This window comes from Tahibacter sp., assembly GCF_032229445.1.
Classification (GTDB): Bacteria; Pseudomonadota; Gammaproteobacteria; order Xanthomonadales; family Rhodanobacteraceae; genus Tahibacter.
Window position 1 is genome coordinate 127,038 of sequence record NZ_JAVTWC010000127.1, and the last position, 20,562, is coordinate 147,599.

Sequence of the window (20,562 nt, forward strand, 5' to 3'; positions counted from 1 at the left end):
GCGCTTACGCCCCGCACCCCCACCGCGAACAGCGTCCCACCGTGCCGCGTCCGTCGGCGTCGAAGCGGCCGCACGCGTCGACGATCGCTTACAGGCACACGGCCGGGCCGCTCCAGGACACGTTGAATTCGCTCGCGCTGACGAAGGTCGTATTCCACGACGTGTTGTCGGAACCGGAGCCGCCGAAGCGCCAGTCTTTCGAGTTCGACTGGTTGCCGGTGATCGAATCGCTGCCGCCGTTGCCGAACAACAGGTCGGCGTTGTCCGAGCCCGACGAGTAGTAGCCGTCGACCGTATCGTCGCCGCCATTGCCGAACGCGAGATTGCGTCCTTCCACCGCACGCAGGCGATCGTTGCCGTCGTTGCCGAAGCTCAGGTCGTTGCCGCTGCCCGAGTTGATGCGGTCGTTGCCCTTGCCGCCGAACAACAGGTCGGTGTCGCCACTGCCGTCGATCGTGTCGTCGTTCGCGCCGCCGAAGATCAGATCCATCTCCGAGTCGCCGCGTGCGAAGTCGTTGCCGTCACCGCCGAACAGCAGGTCGAGGCCGGTACCGCCGAGCAGGTGGTCGTCGCCGTTGCCGCCGAACGCCAGATCGAGCCCGCTTTCGCCCGACAGATAGTCCGCATCGTCACCACCGAACAGCAGATCCGTGTCCGCGCTGCCCTTGATGTTGTCGACGCCGGCGCCGCCGAACGCGAGATCCAGGCCGTTGCCGCCTTCGATGAAATCACCGCCAGCGCCGCCGAACAGCAGGTCGATGCCGTCCTGACCGCGCAGGTAGTCGCAGTCGTCGCCACCGAACAGCAGGTCGATGTCCGCACCGCCTTCGAGCGTGTCGATGCCGGTACCGCCGAACAGCACGTCCAGCCCGCTGTCGCCATAGAGGAAATCGCGGCCGTCATTGCCGAAGATCAGATCGATGCCGTCGTTGCCGTTGATCCGGTCGTCGCCGCGGTTGCCGAACAGCAGGTCGAGATCCGCGCCGCCTTCGATCACGTCGTTGCCCGAGTTGCCGAACACGATATCGATGCCGGATTCGCCGTAGAGGAACTCGTCCTTTTTCTCCGAGTTGTCGTTGCCGAAGATGATGTCGGTCGACGCGCCGCCGCGAACGGTGTCGGACTCGCTGTTGCCGAACAGCAGGTCGATGCCGTCGCCGCCGTTGATCTGGTCTTCGCCGCGGCCGCCGAATACCAGGTCGATGCCGTCGTTGCCGTCGATGATGTCGGCGTCGTTCGCGCCGAAGATCAGGTCGATGCCGTTGCCGCCAAAGATGCGATCCACGCCGTCGCGGCCGAACACGAGATCCATGCCGTCGTCACCGTAGAGCGTGTCGTTGCCGTCGCCGCCGAACACGAGGTCGATGAGTCCCGCACCGCCGCGCACCGTGTCGTTGCCGTCGTTGCCGGTCACGAGGTCGGTGCCGTCGTTGCCGAGTACCGTGTCGTTGCCGCCCGAGCCAAACGCGAAGTCCATGCCGGTGCCGCCGTCGATGCGATCGTCGCCGTCAGAGCCGAACACGAAATCGACGCCGGCATTGGCTGCAACGATGTCGTTGCCGTCGTTGCCGAAGATGAAGTCGCCGAGCAGCGGAATGACACCGATCACGGTCGTGTTGCTGCCGACGATGGTGTCGTTGCCGATGCCGCCGAAGAAGAACGTGCCGAACGGGATGTCGATGCCTTCGATGCGGAATACGCCGGGATCGATGTTGGTCAGCTGGTCGTTGCCCTGCTGACCGAACAGGAAGTCGATGCCCATCTCGCCGTCGATCTGATCGTTGCCCGGCGCGCCGCCGAACAGCAGCAGGTCGCCGAAGATGAAGTCGGTGTAGCCGTTCTCGTCGACATTGCCGTCTTCGCCGCGGTCGGCCGCGACTTCGCCGCCGAAGATGCGGTCGTCGCCGGCCTGTCCGACGATCAGGTTGCCGAGGTCGAACTCGAGCACGACCGGACCGGCCGTCACCGTGTACGAGCGGCCAGCACCACCGTGGATCTCGTCGTTGTCGCGCCCGCCGAACACGAAGTCGTGGCCGTCTCCGGCGTAGACCGTGTCCTCGCCGCGACCGGCGATCACCAGGTCGTGACCGTCATGGCTCTCGATGCAGTCGTCGCCGCCGAGCGCCGCGATGATGTTGAGATTGTTACCAGTGACGATGCTGTCGTTCCACGGCGTGCCGATGACGACGCTGGCCGCGCCGAGGCCGAACTCGACGACCCAGGTTTCGTCGCCGCACAGTTCCTCGCCACCCTTGAGGGAGCCGGCCGCCTTTTCTGCCTCGGTGACCGCTTCGGTTGCAGCGGCGATTTCCTGTGCACGCCGGGCTTTCGAGCCCGGCACGGATGGCACGGACGGTACGGTCGGATCGTCGACCGTGTAGGCCGGGCTGACCCAGTCGGCGAAGGCGTCTTCGAGGGCCAGTGCGTCGGCGGCCAGGGTGGAATTCTCGATGCGCGCGGCCTTGTCCATGCCGGCAGCCTCGAGTGCGAGGCGCCAGGCCTCGACGCGCGGCTCGATGTCGTCGAGCAGGGCCTGCGCGGCCGCTGCGATCGGCTGGTAGCCGGCGCCGTTCTCGTCGACGCCGACGACCGGCGCGTAGTTCTCGAGCTCGCTGCTCTCGGTGCAGGCCAGCAGTTCGGCTTCGAAGCGCTGGAATTCGGCTTCGGCAGCGGCGATCTCGGCTTCGTTGCGTTCATTGTCGGTCTCGTCGTCGGTTCGGACGACCAGCCGTGCCTCGAGCGATTTCATGCGGTCGCTGATCTTGGCGACCTGCGCGTTGACGCAGTTGAGCACCGGACCCTCGTAGCGTGCCGCCTGCTGGGTGCCGGTCAGCGCAATCTGCGCCGCCTGCGCCTGCAGCTCAATCAGGTCGAGATTGACCTGGTTGAGGAACGCGTCGTGGCGCGCCTGGATTCCGGCAGCGACCTCGTCGAGCAGCGCCTGGCCGATCGGGCCTTCGTGTACCTGCGTTTCATAGAAGTCGACGAGTTCGGCTTCGGCTTCGGCGCGAAAGCGTTCGACCTGGTCGCTGTGCAGCAGGGTGACGTCCTGCACGCGCTGGAATAGCGCGCGCTGGCTGTCGATCAGCGCGAGCAGTTCGACCTGTGCCGGCGCGACGACGACGATCTCGTCGGGCACGGTGATCGCCGCCAGCGGCGCGAGCGCTCCTGCCTTCAGCGGAATCGCGATGCCGCCGTCGGCGATCTCGCCGCGGAACGCGAGCCGGTACTGGTCGCCCGGGCTGCGCAGGTTGTCGGCATAGAGCACACCGGTGACCGCATCGCCGATCTCGACCGCGACGATCTGATCGATACTCGCGTCGATCGTCGCACTGGCCTTGCGCTGCACCGTACCGGCCGTCGCGTCGACGATCCAGAAATGCAGCGCGCCGGCGTCGCGGCTGACGTAGAGCGCGCCCGTGCCGTTGACCACGATGGACACGTCGGCAGTTGCCTTGCGCGCGGCCGGAGCCTTGGCCGTGGCGGCCTGCGCGTTCGCGCCGGCTACGGCGGCGACGACGCTGCGCGGCGCGGTCTCGGCCGCGGTTGCGGCGCCGGAAACCAACGCCACGGCGGCCACGGCGGCGGCGAGCAGACAGCGCTGCAGGCCGCCGGTACGCCGCCGCGGATTCGGGATTGGCAGCCGGGCGCCGGCGGCGCTCGGAAATTCAGGGTTAACGGACATGTCGGACTCTCCCAGGATGGTCGGTGGCGACGTCACGGCAGCACGGCGGCGAGCGGCACGGTGCCTCGTGACGACGCATCGACTTCAGCAACCGCAGGGGAAAGTGGCGAGCGAAAACCCGGGGTCGACACGGGCTGTCGGCGGGCCGCGGCAGGAACGATCCTTAGGTAAGCAATTGTTGTATTTTGCTTTTTTCCGGCATTTGAACCCGTATTCCCTCGTGCTGCGGACTGGCGCGCCGAGGTCGATGGGTTTCTTGCGCAACAGGCGCGATGCGTCGATGACAGAAGCAAGCGTGGCGCGCGCGCCCCTCTATCCGATGTGGGGCTGCGGCCAGCTCACTACGCAGCGAATGCGGCATAGGGGAATGAGGGAATTCGTCTGTCTGCGGCGCTTCCTGGGGCTGGGACGAGCGATAGGACCAGCGATGGCCGGTCACGATCGCCGACGTCCTGCGCTGCTCCGCATTTCGCGGACAGCACACCCCCCTGACTTCGCGGAGCGCAGCATGAACGCCAACGATACGCCCCCTGCCAGCAGCAGCCTGACCGGAACATCGCTCTCCTCGCCCACCGCCGACGCGGTGTCGAGCGAGTTTCCGCAGCAGTTCGCCTACCGCGACACCCCGTATGTCACGACCGTGCCAGCGGATATGGAGCAAGTCGTGATCAGCATCGCCGGTGGCTACGGCGGCTATGGGTCAGGCAATTCGGGCGGGCCGGGCCACGGAAGCCGAATCAGCGCGATTGTCCCGGTCGTGCCCGGCGAACAGTTGACCATCACCGTAGGCGGTGCCGCTCATGGCGTGCATCCGGGTACGGGTTTCCGGCCGGGCGGCAGCGGCGGCAAGGGGGGCAACGATCCGGGCGCAAACGGCGGCGGCGGCGGCGGATCTTCCGCGGTGGTCGGTTCCGTGAGCGGCCTGCTCATTCACGCCGCCGGCGGCGGCGGCGCCGGCGGTCAGGGTGACCTGGGCCTGGACGGCGGAGATGGCGGCAGCGGCGGCACCGGCGCTGCGGGCGGCAATGGCGCCGCGCTGCGCCCGCTGGGTCATGGAGGCCGCGGCGGCGCCGGGGGCGATCCCCGCCTCACGGCCCAGGGCGGCAGCGGGGAGTCCGCCAACAGCACCTCCACCTCTGGTGGGGGCGGCGGCGGCGGCGGCGGCGCCCACTGCGGTGACGGTGGCGGCGCCGGTTCTCCGGGCGGCGGCGGTGGCGGCGGCGGCGGAAGCAGCTACGTTTCATCCACTGCCGGAAATATTTCAGCGGGCACCACGGACGGTGGCAACGGGCACGTCACGCTTTTCACCACACGCAATCTCTACCGGATCGTTTCGGCACTGAGTGGCCAGGTCATCGCCGTGGCCGGTGCGTCCGAACAGACGGCCACGCCACTGATCCAGTATCCGTACAGCGGCGACAGCAGCCAGCAGTGGCAGTTGGTGTGGATTGGCGACAGCCGTACCCGGTGCAGGCTGGTGTCGCTGCTCAGCGGCCAGGTCATCGCCGTGGCCAGTGCGTCAACGCAGCAGGGGGCGCGATTGATCCAATACCCCTATACGGGCGACACCAGCCAGCAATGGGACGTGGTGCCGGTTTCATCCAACCGGGCAAAACTGGTGTCGGTGCACAGCACGCAGGTGATTGCCGTCGCGAGCGCATCGCAACATCCCGGAGCACCTCTGATCCAGTACCCCTACACCGGCGACAACAGCCAGCAGTGGGAGCTGGTGGCGCTCGATCGGTCCTGACCGGGAAGTCCTGACCCGCCGCACCGGCCGGTGTCGATGGCCGGCGCGGCGCTGTTCTGCCGGCTTGCCGGGGCCGGCGCGAGGAGTAGCGGTGCAGGCCGCGCCGGCTTCTGACGGCGCGGCCTGGAGACGCCCGTCCCACGGCGCCGAGGCTCGGCGGCGCAAACCGCCCCGGCGCGACCGTTGGCCCGGATTCGCACCCTGCTCGTACTTCGGCGGCCGCTACGCTCGCCCAGACGCGCGCTGCTCCTTCGTGTCGGTCCGGCGCAGGGTCGAGTCACCTGCCTCCACGCGGCGCATGCGGACTACGTGACGACAGCCTCGCTACGAACAGGCGCGAGGCATGCGGTTTGCTTTGTCCACACGTTCCCCTCTGTGCCGCCGGATCAGGGACGCGGGACGGATGGCGAAACCGGCACTCCCCTCCACGCCAAAGCACGCGCGTTCGCCGTAACCGGGCCGCTGGCGGTTGACCCAGGCACTCGCATCCGCGCCGACGACTGCCTGCGCCGCGCCCGGAAAATGCGACGCGGAACTGCGTCTACCCAAACAGCAAGAGCCGGCCGCGACCAGCGCCGCTGCATCGCACCGGCGGTTCCGGATCGCGCCCCCGCGCCACACACACTGGGCGAACATTCGAGGCGGCGTCCAGGGCACCTGTCCTGAGCCCAGTCCGGTGCTTCGGCCATGACCGGGCTGCGACGGTCTTCACCGCCCGACTGACACCGCCGGAGGCTGCGATCTCCGGCTTCCCACCGACGGAGAGACCGCCGCCCACCTGATATCCTCGGACTCGCGCGCCGTCGATTGTTTCCGAATGAACGCTCTCGAACAGCTCCCGATCACGAACCTCCTGGGCGAATGGCGTAGCGGCGACGCGAGCGCGCTGGACCGGCTGGTCCCGCTGGTCTACAGCGATCTGCGCAGGCTCGCCCAGCGTCATCTGCGCCGCGAAGGTCCCATCACGCTCAACGCCACGGAGTTGGTCCACGAAGCGTGCCTGCGCCTGATCGGCCCTGCCGTCGAGTTGCAGGATCGCGCGCACTTCTTTGCGATCGCCGCACGTCAGATGCGCCATGTGCTGGTAGACCACGCCCGCCGCAAGCAGCGCCTCAGGCATGGCGGTGGCGCGGCCGCGATCACCCTCCAGGCCGACGACCTCCACGACAGCCGCTCGCCGCCCGACGTCCTCGCCTTCGATCAACTCCTGACTCAGCTCTCGGCCCTCGACCCGCGCAAGCGCGATGTACTGGAACTGCACTATTTCGGGGGGCTGTCCTACCTGGAAATGTCCCTCGTACTGGACGTATCCGAGGCAACCATTGATCGCGACCTGCGTTTCGCCAAAGCCTGGCTACGCCAGGCACTGCTGGCGTGACGACAGATGGAGCCCGCTTTCGGCGCCTCGAATCGCTGTTTCACGCGGCGCTTGCCCTGCCGCCGGAACACCGCGACGACTATCTGAAGGCGGAGTGCGCCGACGATCCATCGTTGCGTGCTGAAGTGGCCGGACTGCTGGAAGCGGACCCGCACGGTGAACCCGGGCCCGCTACCGCCCTCCTGGACAAGGCCAGCCAACAGGCCGTGATGGACCATGCGCCGCTGCCGCAGGGCGCAGTCCTGGGCGCCTGGCGCCTGATTCGCGAATTGGGTAGCGGTGGCATGGGCAACGTCTACCTGGCCGAACGGACCGATGGCGTCTACCGGGCGTACGCAGCGCTCAAGATGCTCAGCCCCTGGCTGCGAGGCAGCGCCTTCGAAGCGCGCTTCGCCCTGGAACGGCAAATTCTCGCCGACCTCAGGCACCCCGCCATCGCCAGCCTGCTCGATGGCGGTGTGGCCGCCGACGGCACTCCATACCTGGTGATGGAATATGTGGAAGGCGAGCCGATTACCCAATTTGGTCAAACGCGCGCACTGGACATTCCCCAGCGCCTGCGCTTGCTGCTCGCTGTCTGCCAGGCCGTGCAGCACGCCCACCAGAACCTGGTCATCCATCGCGACCTCAAGCCCGGCAACATCCTGGTCGCAGCCGACGGCTCGCCCAAATTGCTGGATTTCGGCATCGCGAAGCTGCTGCTGTCCGTCGATGCCCAGCGTTCGGACGACGCGCCCGAAGCAACGCGCCTGCTGACCCCGGAATACGCCAGCCCCGAACAGGTGCGCGGCGAGCCGGTCACCACGGCCAGTGACGTGTATTCGCTGGGCGTCATCCTGTACCAGCTGCTCGTAGGCCAGCGTCCCCAGGTCCCCGGGACTGATCCTTCCGTGCCCCCACCGCGACCGAGCAGCGCCGTCCTGCAACGCGACCCTGCCGCGCCCCCCTGGAACACCCCGGAGCGACGACAGACCTGGTCGCGGGAACTGCGCGGCGACCTGGACACGCTGGTACTCACGGCCCTCGCCGCTGAACCCCAGCGGCGCTATGCCACAGCGCAGCAACTGGGCGATGACATTGAGCGCTACCTTCACAGCCAGCCTCTCAAGGCACGGCCGGATACGCTGCGCTATCGCGCGCGAAAATTCTTCCGCCGCCACCGCGTCGGGGTGGCCCTGGCCGCCTTCGCACTCGCGCTCATCGTGGGCGCGGCAATTGCGTTGGCAGTATTGGCGGTACGACTGCGGGACGAACGTGATCGCAGCACCGCAGCGCAGGACCGTGCCGAATACCAGCGCAGGGCCGCCGAGCGCGTTGCCCAGTTTCTCGCCCGACTGTTCGACGGTGCCAATCCCAATCCAGCCGAAGGTTCGGCACCGAGCTTGCGCGATGTGCTCGATCGCGGCGCCCAGGACGTGGGCGAACAGCTGCGGGACGATCCACCCGTGCAAGCGCGGCTACTGGTACTGATGGCCAATGCCTATCGCCAGCTCGGCGAGTACCGCAAGGGCATCGCGCTGGCCGAGCGCGCAGTCGCCCTGCGGCGCGCCCAGAGCCCGCAGGAACCGGCTGAACTGGCCGAGAGCATCGACGCCCTGGGCGAGCTCCGGCGCACCAATGCCGACTACGCCCAAGCCGAGCAACTGCATCGGGAAGCACTCAGCCTGCGGCGCGAAATGGTGCCGGCCGACCCTGTACAGTACGGCCGCTCGCTGAACAATCTTGCGCTCACCCTGTATGACGCGGGTCGCAACGACGAAGCCCTGCCGCTTTACGAGGCATCGCTGGCTCTGCGCCGCCGCGCGCTGGGCGACTCGGCGCCGCCCGTGCTGTCCACGCTGGTGAACATCGGCCTGCTCCGGCGAACCCTGGGCGACTACGCCCTCGCCGAAGCGGCCTTCCGCGAAGTGCTGGAGCAGCGCCTGCGGGCCTTGGGTGAAAACCATCTGGCCACTGCCAATGTAATGACTCACCTGGGACGCACGCTGATTTCGCGCGGGCGCATCGACGAGGCCGAATCCCTGCTGCGCCGCGCCCTGGCAGTCCGGCGCAGCGTGCTCGGTGAGGGTAGCGCTGATGTCTCCATCAGCCTCTACGAGCTGGCCTACGCCCTGCAGCAACGCGGTGAGCTGGACAAGGCCGAGACCCTGCTGCGCGAATCGCACGCGATCGATCTGCACCTGCACGGGCCTGGCCATGCCGAAACCGCGCAGACCCTGGCGCGGCTGGGCAACGTACTGCTGGCCCGAGGCCAGCTGGAGTCCGCCGAACAGGCGCTCAGGGATAGCCTGCGCATCGTTGAGCGGCATCTGGAGCCGGGTCATCCGCGCATCGCCGCGGCCCAGAGCTACCTTGCCGACGTGCTCGTCGCCCGCGGGCAGCCGGGCCATGCAGAACCGCTCTATCAGGCAGCACTGGCGACGCAGCGCAGCCGCTTGCGTGCCGCTCATCCGGAAGTCGGCCACAGCTTGCTGGGGCTGGCTCAGGTCGCGCTGTTGCGCGGTGACCGGGTTTCGGCCGCCGCGCGGCTGGACGAATGCGAGCCCGTACTCCGCGATGCGCCGGCCGATTTCGACGACCAGCGCCAGCGCATGCAACGCCTGCGCGCCGACCTGAATCAGCGCGCCGCTGCCACGCACCCCGCTGCGCGCTAGCCCGCCTTCCTCACACCCGTTCGTCGCGCATCCGTCGAGACACCGTCCTGATGCGCGCCGCGGACTTCAGTGACGGCGAAGAACGGCGGGCTGGCCCGCTTGCGTCTTGCCACGGAACGGCGGCGGCGAGTTGCCCCGCATCGGACGGTTCTGTCCACGAGGCTCAACAGCGATGAGGGAATCCGGCGCCGCTTGTCGCTGACATCGCCTTCTCCTCGGAGTCTTTCGCCATGCGCACGATCGCCACCCTCCTGCTCGCCGCCTTCCTGGGCCTCGCCGCTGACCTTGCGCGGGCCGTCGACGTTCCCGCCATACGCACTGCCGATGGATTGTCGGCGAACTGGCGCAACATCATCGGCGCGAACCAGAGCGCGACGGCCGGCTGGTCGTTCCGGGTCGGCCCCCGCGCAGTGCAGGTCCAGGCACTGGGGCTGTACGACGACGCCAACGGGCTGAAGGATCCCCACCCCATCGGGCTGTGGACGGCCAGTGGCACCCTGCTGGCACAGGCCACGCTGCCCGCGGGCACCGCGTCGCTGCGGATCGGCAGCTACCGCTACGTCGCCATCACGCCCCTCACGCTCGCCCCTGGGCAAACCTATGTCGTCGGCGCCTATTTCGGGCCCGTAGCCGACCAGTGCGGCACGGCCTGCGGCGATGTGATGCTGTACGCGGGCGACGAGACCTATGACACGCGCATCAGCTTTGGCCAGTCACGCCAGACACTTTCTATCGCCGGTGCCGGCCCCCTGGCCTACCCCGGCGTGTTTGCCGGCGTCGACGAGGGTTTTTTCGGCCCGAATTTCCTGCTCTCCGCCGACTTCACGCCCGATCCTTTCGTCTTCCCCGCACAGACCAACGCAGCACCAGGCACCGTGGCGACGTCCAATCCCATCACCGTCAGCGGCATCGACAGCCCCACCGCCGTCAGCGTGGCAGGAGGCACCTACGCCATCAACGCCGGTGCGTATACGGCGGCGGCGGGCACGGTGTCGGAAGGTGACACGGTGACCGTGCGGCTTACCGCCGCGCCGACCTTTGCTACCCCGGCAACGGCCAGGCTGACCATCGGCGGCGTCAGCTCGGATTTCGTCGTGACCACGACCGCGGCCGATACCACGCCCGATCCCTTCACCTTCGCTGCGCAGGCCGACGCGGTGCGGGGTAGCGTCGCCACGTCAAACGCGATCGTCGTCACCGGCACCAACAGTCCCAGCGTCATTGCTATCGTCGGCGGCCGCTATTCCATCAATGGCGCCGGCTACGCAGCCGCAACGGCAACGGTGTCGCCGGGCGACTCTGTGACGGTGCAGCTGACCGCCGCACCCACCTTTGCCACAGCCACAACAGCGACGCTGACCATCGGCGGCGTCAACGCTGATTTCGTTGTCACCACGGCGCAAGCCGATACGACACCAGCTCCCTTCGCCTTCATTCCGCAGTCCGGTGTCGCCCCTGACACCTGGGTGAATTCAAATCCCGTCACGGTCAGCGGCATCGACAGCCCTAGTGCCGTCGCAATCACGGGCGGGGCCTATTCGATCAACGACGCCGCCTACACCAGTGCTGCGGGCACCGTGCAGAACGGCGACACCGTCCGCGTCCGACTGATGTCAGCGACGAGTTTCGCCACGCTTGCCCAGGCGACGCTGACCATTGGCGGGGTCAGCGGCACGTTCGATGTGACCACGCGCGCTGCTCCGCCGCCGATCCCCGTAGCGACGCTCGGACGCCACACGACCCTGTTGCTCGCGGCGCTGCTGGCACTCGTCGGCCTCGCCGCGGCCCAGCGGGCATCGCGGCACTGACCACGCATTCTGCGGCGCTGCCGGTACCGTCGCCGAGGCTATGCCGCACTTGCGAGGCCGTCCGGCATGCGCTGCAGCCACCACCCGTCACTTCAGCGACGAACGGCCGTTGTGATCGCCATACCCGGCGCTAGCCCAAACACCATTCCCACCCAACCCTCCGGCCCGCTGGGCGCTCAGAACGATGAGAACCTGCGGTTCTACACCATCGTCCTTCACCCCCTTGAAGGGGAGGGCTTTTCACGGCTTTTTTGCGGGCTAGCTGAGCATTGGGTATCCGCTCCAAGGCACCACGCTACGGCGCAATCACCGGCCGGCACACCGCGACGCCGGAGTCGAGGTCACTCGATGGCATGCGCATCGACGACAGGCACCAGACCCATTCCTCGTCCTGCCACGGCCAGAAGTACGCGCCGCCGCCTTTGATCGTGCGCGTGCCGGGCAGACGTTCCGCGTCGGTGGCGTGGCTGGTCGCGAACATGTCGCCACACCACTCGGCGAAGAAGAACCCGCCGACGCCGAATGCATTCAGCGCCGACGTGGCATCGCCGAGGTCGTAGCGCATCCACCGCTCGAGTGCTGACTCGGGCAGCAGCGCGTTGCCGAACGGAAACAGCGGATCGGCACCGGCCTTCGCCGCGCATTCCCATTGCGCCTCGCTCGGCAGCGTCGCACCGAGCCGCTGCACGGCCGCCTGCGCCGACGCGTCGTCGAGGTAGGCGGGAAATTCGGCGCGCTCGTCATGCGCCTGGTCGATGAGCACGCGCGCGGCCGCCACCGACAGCGGCAGTTCGGCGACCAGGAAGGCCGCGACGTCCATGCGGATCAACGGCGTCATTTCCTCGACACTGATCGGCGGCTCGTCACTGATGCGGTGTATCGCCGCGAGATTGTTGTCGCTGAGGCCAACCGGAACCGTATGCGCCGGGATCAGCCGGAACGCGATCTTCCCGACGGGCTCCGCGTAATCGACCACCACGCGCGGCGCGACGTAGCCGTCGCGCGACAGCGCGAACGGCTGCGGCAACGACAGCTCATCAGACACACGCGCCAGCACGATGTCCTTTTCGGCGTCCGACAACGCGATCCACTGCGGCAAGGCCGGAAAGCTGCTCAGCATGGTTTCTTCTTGCCGCAGTCACAGGACAGCTGAGGGTAGTTCCACTCACCGTCGTTTGTCATATAGGTGACCTTGACGCCGCGCTCGCGCGCGAAGGCATCCATCGCCGACTGGCAGCCGCGTCCGCCCGGATTGCAGGGCGGCCGTTCACCGAGGATCACGAGATGATCACCAGGCGCGGCGACGCCGGAAATCTTCGCCATGATCTTGCGTTCGGTATGCACCATCAGCTGTTCCTGGAAGTTCAGGCGGCGCCCCGGTTTCTTGTCGCAGCCGCTGAACTCGATGCCTTCGGCCTTGAGCTTGCCGTTCGCATCCATGAGTGCCCAGACGGCCGTGTGCTTGAGGCCGTGCGGGTCGATCCATTCGAACGGATTGGGCGCGTACTGATAGAAGTTTGGCCCGCCTGCCAGGCCCACCGGATCCTGGCTGGTGAAGCGTCCGACGTCCGGGTCGTAGTAGCGGAAGCGGTTGTAGTGCAGCCCGGTCTCCGCATCGAAGTACTGGCCCTGGAAGCGCAGCGGTTGATGCACCGGTTCGGCCAACGGCGCGGCCGGCGCATCGGGATACTCGACCAGCACCGTATTGCCCCAGGCGCGGTAGTTTGCGCGCCAGGCGATGCGGCCATCGGACTCGCTGAGCTCGCGCGGCGCGCCGCTCTGATCGGTGTGGAAATAGCGTACGGTCGCGGTGGTTTCCATCGGCGACACGGCCGGTCCCGACAGCGATTCGAGCTGCGCGACCGGGACGAAACTCGTGTCGTCGTAGACATAGGTCAGGCAGCGCCGGTGCCGCGTTTCCTGCAGCAGGCGATTGCCGTCCCAGACGAATTCGGTGGTGCCGAAATCGTCGCGCTTCCAGGTGCGACGGCCGAACGCGTCGTAGCCGTAGGTCACGCGCTGCTGCACGCCGTTGCGCGAGATTTCGGCGAGCTCGAGCCGATGCTCAGGATCGTAGTGGAAGCGGATGCGGGTATGGCCGGCGATGCGCTTCTCGACGAGATTGCCGTGGGTGTCGTAGCGAAAGCGCTTGTCGTCGAACGCGACGACGCGATTGTCGCCGACCGCCTGCCCCGCCGTATCGACGATGTTGTGCGCGGGATCGAACGCGAAGCGTTCTGTATTGGCGCGCGTCAGACGGCCGAGCGCGTCGTAGCCATATTGCGTCTGACCAAAACGGCGGTCGCTGACCGCGGCGAGACTGCCGTCGGCACCGTAGACGTAGCGGCGCGCGACCGCGTCGTCCGCCGCGACGGCGCTCTTGCGCGCACGCTGGCCGACGCGACGACCGACGACGTCATAGTCGAAATAGCTCGTCAGCGCGCCCTGGCTGCGCACGGTCTCGCGCTGCATCGCATCGCGCTCCATGTCGCTGATCGTGCTGCCATCGAGCGCGATCTGGTGCAGGAATCCCGGGCCGTAGAAGCGCTGCGTCAGTACACGTCCGTCTGGCAGCGTGGTGGCTACCCGGTTGCCGAGGCCGTCGTATGCGTAGGCGATGCGGCGCTGCGAACCGAGCACGAGGCTGCTCTCCTCGACCACCTGCGACAGATCGTCGTAGACAAGACCGACGCGGCCGCCTGTGTTCGTCCCTGCGACGAGCCGCCCTGCCGCGTCGTACGCGTACTGCGTGCGCTGGATGCGCTTGTCGTGCGCACGCGCGACGATTTTCTCGACGACCCGGCCGGCCTCGTCGCGCCGGTACTGCGTGCGCAGCATATGCGGCGGATCCTCGGCATCCGCTGTCACGCCGCTCGCGGCCTGCGTGCCGAGTTCGCGCTTTTCGATGACGCGTCCGGCCGCGTCGTAGGCATAGCGCGTCAGGCGTGCGTCGAAGCCCTGCTCGGCGATCAGGTTATCGTTGGCGTCGAACGCAAAGCGGTAGTGCGCGTGGTTTTCGTTGACCAGCGCGACGAGACGGCGCGCGCCGTCGTAGCCGTAGCGGGCAATGTGGCCGAGCGCGTCGGTGCGCGACAGCGGCTTGCCGTCGGCCGCGAGTTCCCAGACGGTCTTGGCGCCGGCGACATCGACGCGGCCGACCATGCGTCCGAGCGCGTCGTATTCATAGCGCTCGCTGGCGCCGTCGGCATGACTGACGCGCAGCAGGCGGCCGCTGCGGTCGTACTCGTAGTCGGTGCGCGTGCCGTCCGCCTGCACCAGCGCGGTCTGGTTGCCGCGCGCGTCCCATTCGTAGCGCGTCGTGTGTCCGACACAGTCGGTATGTGTGACCAGTTGGCCGTAGCGGTCGTAGTCGAACGACTGCCGGCCACCGTGCGCATCGATCACGCGCACGACCAGGCCGCGCGCGTCGTGATTGAATTGCGTGACATTGCCCGCCGCGTCGGTGCGCCGCACCAGATTGCCCGCCGCGTCATAGTCCATGCGCGTCGTGGCGCCGCTCGCGTCGATCAGCGCGACCGGCAGTCGCCAGGTTTCGTGATAGTGGATTTCCGTCGTTCCGCCCGGCTCCACGGTCGCCGTGGTGTTGCCGTAGGCGTCGTAGCGATAGCGCGTGATCCGGCCGCTCGGATCGGTGATCGACGTCGGCTTGCCCCAGGCGTTGTGCTCGTAGCGCGTGACGCCACCGGCTGCATCGACGATCGCCACGAGATCCTTGTCGTCGTCGTATTCGTAGCGTGTCTGGCGCCCGAGGTTGTCGGTCACCGTCGTCGCATGCGGCGCGTAGTCGAACACCCAGAACTGGTCGACGTTGGTCGCGTGGCGCAGCACGCGCCCACGCGGCGTGTACTCGTCGTACTCGTAGCGCGACACCAGTCCGCCGGGCTGCGCATGCTCGACGAGCAGGTGATTGCGATAGCGGAACTCGCGGCGTACCTGCCCCTCGGCATCGATCACGGCAGCGAGGTCGCCGTCTGCGCTGTAGCGGTAGAACACCAGCGGCTCGACCTGTGCGACCGACCAGGTTCCGTCGCTGCCGGGATCGCCGTGCAGCTGCGCGACACCGCCGAGGCGCTGACGCGGGCCCGCGCGGGTTTCCAGCGCATCGAACGTCATGCCGAAAATGCGGCCGGCCGAATCGTGCACGAAGGTCGGCAGTCCGGTTTCTCCGTAGACGACGCGGATCTGATTGCCGTTGCGATCCTCCAGCGCCACGAGCGGCAGATACGTGCTGCGCAGCCCTTCCGGATCGGCAGCGTCGAGATCCAGCGGCGCGAAAATCTGGTGGCTGCCGCCGGTGGCGGAGCTGAGCCGGTAGCGGCCGTTGGCCTCGCGGCGAATCGCGATCGACTCGTAGTGGTCGAAGTGATCCCCGCCGGCGTCGAGTTCCGGCAGTTCGACGTCGCGGCCGGTGCTGTCGGTCAGGACCAGCCCATCGGAACGGCGGCGCAGATGGACCGCGAGCGGCACGGACCAGCCCTGCCCCAGCCAGCCGTTGCCGAGCTGGTCGGAAAAATACGTGCGCTGCCAAGGGAGCGGCAGCGGCGCAGGCAGGTCGAAGTCGAGTTCGTCCTCGCCGATCAGGAACTTGATGCCGGTCACCGGATTGACCGGCGCACCGACACACGTCTTGTTCTTGCAGGGTTCCTTTTTCTTGCCTTTGCCTTTTACACCGCCGCCGGCGTCGCTGCCGGCGTTCTTCGCGGTCTTCTTGCCGGCCGCTTCGGCCCCTTCCTTGGCAGCCTTTTCGGCGGCTTCTTTGGCGGCTTTCTCCGCCGCCTCTTTCGCCGCCGCCTTGGCCAGCGCCTCAGCACTTTCCTTGGCGACGGTCTTGCCGACGGCAACCGCCGCCTTGCCGGCCTTCATCGCCGCGCCACCGCCGGGAATCAGGTTCGCTGCGGCCGACGCGCCCGAAATCGCCGCGTTGACGTAGTCGCCTTCGGCCGCGTAGATCGCCGCGTTCGCGCCGTCGGCGACGATGCCGACGACTGGCACCGCGCCGAGGATGTCGAGTCCGGTGTGGACCACGTCACCCCACTTGCTCCACCAGCTTTTCTTCTCGGGAGGATTGCCGCTGCCGGCCGGCGTGCTTTGCGGCAGCATCGGCTCGTTGGTCAGTTTCCCTATCGTGTTCCCTACGGACATGTTCGCTTCCGCTCAAAGAAGATTGCGCTTCCGTCTGGTGTCTGTGCCCCCCGGCTGCCTGCTCGCGCAGGCCACGAACACTCCCCCGTCTCGATTGCGTTGTCGGTGATACGGATCAGTGCACCCGCAGTGGTTTGCCAGGTTCCTGGCCCCGCGCGCGCATGCGTTCCTGTTCCGTCTCGCGCGACGCCGGTGGCCAGGCCACGCCCATCGCGACGATGCGTTCGCGCAGTTGCAGCATCTTTTGGTGCGCCGGCGATCCTTCCTGCTGGCGGCCGATCTGGAACTGCAACTGCCCGGCGAAGGAGACGCCGTTGATGTTGACGAAGTCGGGCGTGGCGCCCTGCGCCAGCAGGTACTCGACCTGATCGAGCTGCATCGTCGTCAGACCCTGCATCAGCGCGGTGTTGCCGAGCGAGTCGCGCCGATTGACATCCGCGCCGCGCTCGACGAGCAGCTTCAGCGTGTCGAACGTCGCTTCGCGCGTCGCCTTGAAGAGGATCGGCGTGGTGCCCTCGACGGTATTCGGGTCCACTCCCGCATCGAGCAACGCCTTGACGTACAGCGGACTGGCCGCCTGCAGCGAAACGCCAAGCACGCTGCCGACATCTTCGACGGTGTGCAGCGGATCGGCGCCGGCCTTGACCAGGTGCGTGATGATCTGCAGCTGCGCGGGCTTTTCGCCGAATGCCTTCTGCAACGCGAAGAACAGCAGCGTCATGTCCTCCGCGCCGGGCTTGTTGAGGTCGACCGTGCGGGCCAGCGCATCGGTCTCGGCCACGTCACCCTGCTCGATGGCCTGGGCCAGCGTGAGGGTGGGGCCGCTGAAGAATTTCTCTGCCGGTTGGGTTCTCATGCCTGCACTTTCCGAAAGTCCCGACGACAGGATCGCCGCCACTGCCACACACCATCGCCGCCACGCGGCGGACCAGCGTTTCATCGCTAGCCTCCGCCAGCGCCGTGAATGATGGCCTGGTCCTCGTCCTTCTGTTTTTCGATGCCGTCGATGACCTGGTCCATGCCGTGTCGCGAAACCGGGTTGCCGTGGCCGTCGAGCGGGAACGTGTTGCCGACCGCGTCGGGCATCAGCGCGCTGAGGCCAATCTTGGCAAGTCCGCCGACCACCGCGCCGATGCCCGCGCCGATGAAGCCGCCGAACGCGCCGCCGATCGCCGCGCCCGCACCGGCCGTGCCGAGCGTACCGCCCCAGCCCTGCTGCTGCAGGCCGGTCAGCACTTCGCCAGCGACCTGGTAGGCGTTGATGTTTTCCGTGCCCGGCACGTGATTGGTGCCGCCGTAGCGCGTTACCGTGTTCGGATTGAGGCCGGCCGAGTTGAAGGTCCAGCCTGGCGCGCCGCTCGCGCGCGACGCGGCCGAGGCCATGCCGCCGCCGAGCGAGTGGCCGACGATATCGACCGGGGTGCCGGAATTGCCGACCGAGTTGCCGATTCCGACGGCGCGCTCGTAGTACGGCGAATTCATGTTCATGCCCTGGGCGAAGTTGTTCTTCCAGTCCGTCATGCTCGACGGATTGGTGCCCTGGAACACCACCGACGGGCGCATGTCGTTGCCGAACACGGCCGGGTCGGGCTCGTAGACGCCAGCGCGGAAGCTCGGCGTGCCGTCGATGCGCATGTCCTCGGGCTTGAGTCCGTACTTGGCCAGTGCCTCGGGATCGTTGCTGATGTTCTTCCAGCCCTCGGGTGGCCCCTTGTCCGGGTTGTAGATGTCCTGCGCGAGCTTGGCCTTCTCCACGCCGACGTTGTTGCGTTCGAGCCGCTCGGCCGCTGCGCGCACCTTCGGATCGGCGCTCTGCTTGCCCTGCTCGATGAGGCGCTTGCGCTCTTCCCAGCGCTCTTTCTTCGAGAGGTTCTTGCCCGGCGGCTTGTTGAAATTGCCGTTCATCCAGAACATTTCGCCGTTGCGCACGACCCAGCGCTGGCCGATGCGCGTATCCGGCGAATGCGTCATCGCCCAGCAGTCGGCACCGACGGTATGGCTGACCACGCCCTTGTTGACGCCGGCCTGGTCGCCCAGCGTTTTGGGCGCCTTGCTCGCGTCGAAAACGAAGGCGGGTTTCTTGTTCAGGCGCACCGACGTGACCACGTTCCTGGAACTGCCCAGGTCCGAGGTCACCGGATACGGCACCGGCGAGGGCACGCCCGGGGTGAGGCAGAAGTCCGGCGCGAGGAACACGATGCGCCATTTTCCATCTTTGCGCGCGGCAAGATTGCTAGCCATGGGCAATCTGTCCGGTGGGTGACCGCATCAGGCTCGGCGGCAGCGGCACGAATTCGCGCACGGCCGGATCAGGATTCATGCGTGCGGCCTTTTCGCGCTGCGCGTCGCGCTCGTCGGCGGCGATGTAGCGCAGCTGCACTTCGGCGATGTCGAGCTCCTCGGCCAGCGCGAGGCGATACGTGCAACGGACGCGCCGCGCGTCCATGTCGACGACGATGGTGTCGAGCGTCAGGTCTCGCGTGAGGCCGATGCCGCGCTCGAGCCCGACCAGCGCGAACACACTTTCGACCGGCACCTCGAAATACACGCCTTGCGCCGGTACGTCGCGCGCGGGCACGAGGTTCTGGGTCGCGATCGGCACGCTGCCCAGCGGCCTGGGATGCTCGAACTGCTGCGCCACGGGCGCACCGTTCCAGAAGTCCATGCGGAAATCGCGCGGCAGCAGCGGATGACGTTCGGCCTGCCAGGCCGCATCGGCGGTGCCGGCGTATTCGATGCGGCCGCGCCAGCCGCGGCCGACGAAGCCGAAGCCCGCCGCGGGCAATTCATCGCTGATGCCGCGCAGGCGGTGCTCGTAGGATTCGATCTGCGGCGCAGGCAGCAGGTCGCCCTTGAACTGGCGCAGGAACTCGACCGGATACCAGCCCATGCCCACGATGTTCGTCGCCGCGGCGTAGTCGCGATCCTTGATGTGGTGCAGACCGCCGCTGGCGTATTCGTAGCGCAGCGCCAGCGCGGACAGCGGCGCCGGATCGGTCAGCGCCCATCCGGTCACGCCGCGCTTCCACTGGCGCGGGCCGCTGACCAGCACGCTGCGTGTACGTTCGTAGACACGGATCGCCGCGCCGAACGCATCGGCCGGCTTGTCGCCGGGCGCGTACGCCGTGCCGTTGACGATCACGTCGAGGCGCGGCTTGTACGGCGCAATATCGCTTTCCAGGCGCGTGCTCGTGCGATCCGGCTCACCATAGTGTTCGTCGGCCATGCACAGCGGCGCCTGCTCGGCACAGAACTGCAGCGTGGCCGCGCCGTCCCCGGGACGGATCACGAGGTCGTAGCTCACCTGTGCGGCGAGCACGCTGAAACCGGCGTCGTGCTGGTCCAGCGTGTCGAACAGCAGGGCCGGGAAGGCGGTGTGATTGATCAGCTCCGCCATGGTCAGTTGATATCGATCAGCTTGCCGTTCACGTCGACGTGCTTCTCGCCGATGATCTTGATCTTGTTGCCGCTGATCGTGACCGTGCCGTTCTTCTCCAGCACGATCATCGAATCGCCGCAGATCAGCGAGAGCTTGTCGCCGGCCTCGTAGGTGGCGGAATTGCCGGCGCTGACACTGAGCGTCTTGCCGACCGTGACCGCGAGCTTCACGCCGACGTTGTGCAGGTGCATGAGGCCGACGTTACTCATCCAGCCCGCGCCGACATTGAGCGCATACGCGCCGCCGATGTTGGTCACCTGGGCCAGTCCGACGTTCAGCATGGAACCCATGCCGATCGTTTCGCTCTTGTTCTGGCCGATCGTGACGGTGCGGTTCTTGCCGATGCCGACCTTCTCGTTCTGGCCCACGTCCTCGGTGCGGTTCTGGACTATCGTGATCGTCTCGTTCTTGTCGACGGTCTCGGTGCGGTTCTTGTGCACCGTGATCGTCTCGTTGCCGTCGACCGTCTCGGTGCGGTTCTTGTGGATCGTGATGGTCTCGTGGCCATCGACGGTCTCGGTGCGGTCGTTGTGCACCGTGATCGTCTCGTTGTGGTCGACCGTCTCGGTGCGGTCGTGCTTCACGAACACGGTTTCATCGTGGTCGATCGTCTTGGTGCGGTCGTGTCCCACCCAGTGCGTCTCGTCGTTCTCGACTTCGATGTCCTGGTTCTTCTCCGCGTGCA

The 20,562-nt window shown here is 67.2% G+C and carries 10 protein-coding genes and 1 pseudogene; 4 read left to right on the forward strand and 7 right to left on the reverse strand.

From position 1 onward, the window contains the following. Positions 1 to 88: 88 nt before the first annotated feature. Positions 89 to 3,685 carry a calcium-binding protein gene (locus RUU78_RS24670; protein ID WP_313920464.1) on the reverse strand — a complete coding sequence of 1,199 codons (3,597 nt, stop codon included), beginning with the start codon at positions 3,683 to 3,685 and terminating at the stop codon, positions 89 to 91. A 67-nt stretch (positions 3,686 to 3,752) separates the two neighbouring features. Between RUU78_RS24670 and RUU78_RS24675 the strand changes: the two genes are divergently transcribed. The 4 genes from RUU78_RS24675 to RUU78_RS24690 all read left to right on the forward strand — a co-directional run bounded on the left by RUU78_RS24675 (position 3,753) and on the right by RUU78_RS24690 (position 11,275). Beyond that, positions 3,753 to 5,435 (forward strand): RICIN domain-containing protein, encoded by a 1,683-nt coding sequence (locus RUU78_RS24675; protein ID WP_313920466.1) that lies wholly within the window; start codon positions 3,753 to 3,755, stop codon positions 5,433 to 5,435. 817 nt (positions 5,436 to 6,252) lie between these two features. Beyond that, positions 6,253 to 6,813 (forward strand): ECF-type sigma factor, encoded by a 561-nt coding sequence (locus RUU78_RS24680; protein WP_313920468.1) that lies wholly within the window; start codon positions 6,253 to 6,255, stop codon positions 6,811 to 6,813. Beyond that, the gene (locus RUU78_RS24685) at positions 6,810 to 9,467 is read left to right on the forward strand and encodes a serine/threonine-protein kinase (protein ID WP_313920469.1); all 2,658 of its coding nucleotides are present in this window, start codon (positions 6,810 to 6,812) and stop codon (positions 9,465 to 9,467) included. The genes RUU78_RS24680 and RUU78_RS24685 overlap by 4 nt, the downstream gene beginning before the upstream one ends. A gap of 230 nt (positions 9,468 to 9,697) precedes the next feature. Next, on the forward strand, positions 9,698 to 11,275 hold the full coding sequence (locus RUU78_RS24690; RefSeq protein ID WP_313920471.1) for a DUF4082 domain-containing protein: 1,578 nt from the start codon (positions 9,698 to 9,700) through the stop codon (positions 11,273 to 11,275). Between the two features lie 295 nt (positions 11,276 to 11,570). On the opposite strand, the gene RUU78_RS24695 is transcribed toward RUU78_RS24690, so the two are convergent. The 6 genes and pseudogenes from RUU78_RS24695 to RUU78_RS24720 form a co-directional block, all read right to left on the reverse strand. Further along, positions 11,571 to 12,395 (reverse strand): hypothetical protein, encoded by an 825-nt coding sequence (locus tag RUU78_RS24695; RefSeq protein ID WP_313920472.1) that lies wholly within the window; start codon positions 12,393 to 12,395, stop codon positions 11,571 to 11,573. Then, positions 12,389 to 16,438: an RHS repeat-associated core domain-containing protein gene (locus RUU78_RS24700; protein ID WP_313920475.1), complete on the reverse strand. Its 4,050-nt coding sequence runs from the start codon at positions 16,436 to 16,438 to the stop codon at positions 12,389 to 12,391. The genes RUU78_RS24695 and RUU78_RS24700 overlap by 7 nt, the downstream gene beginning before the upstream one ends. Positions 16,439 to 16,553: 115 nt before the next feature. After that, positions 16,554 to 17,294 carry an ankyrin repeat domain-containing protein gene (locus RUU78_RS24705; RefSeq protein WP_313920477.1) on the reverse strand — a complete coding sequence of 247 codons (741 nt, stop codon included), beginning with the start codon at positions 17,292 to 17,294 and terminating at the stop codon, positions 16,554 to 16,556. An 86-nt stretch (positions 17,295 to 17,380) separates the two neighbouring features. Further along, positions 17,381 to 18,679: a DUF4150 domain-containing protein gene (locus RUU78_RS24710; protein WP_313920478.1), complete on the reverse strand. Its 1,299-nt coding sequence runs from the start codon at positions 18,677 to 18,679 to the stop codon at positions 17,381 to 17,383. Then, positions 18,672 to 19,835, reverse strand: a complete 1,164-nt coding sequence (locus tag RUU78_RS24715; RefSeq protein WP_313920479.1) for a DUF2169 domain-containing protein — start codon at positions 19,833 to 19,835, stop codon at positions 18,672 to 18,674. Before RUU78_RS24715 ends, RUU78_RS24710 begins: the two co-directional genes overlap by 8 nt. A 2-nt stretch (positions 19,836 to 19,837) precedes the next feature. Then, positions 19,838 to 20,562, reverse strand: a pseudogene (locus RUU78_RS24720) (hypothetical protein); the annotation flags it as partial.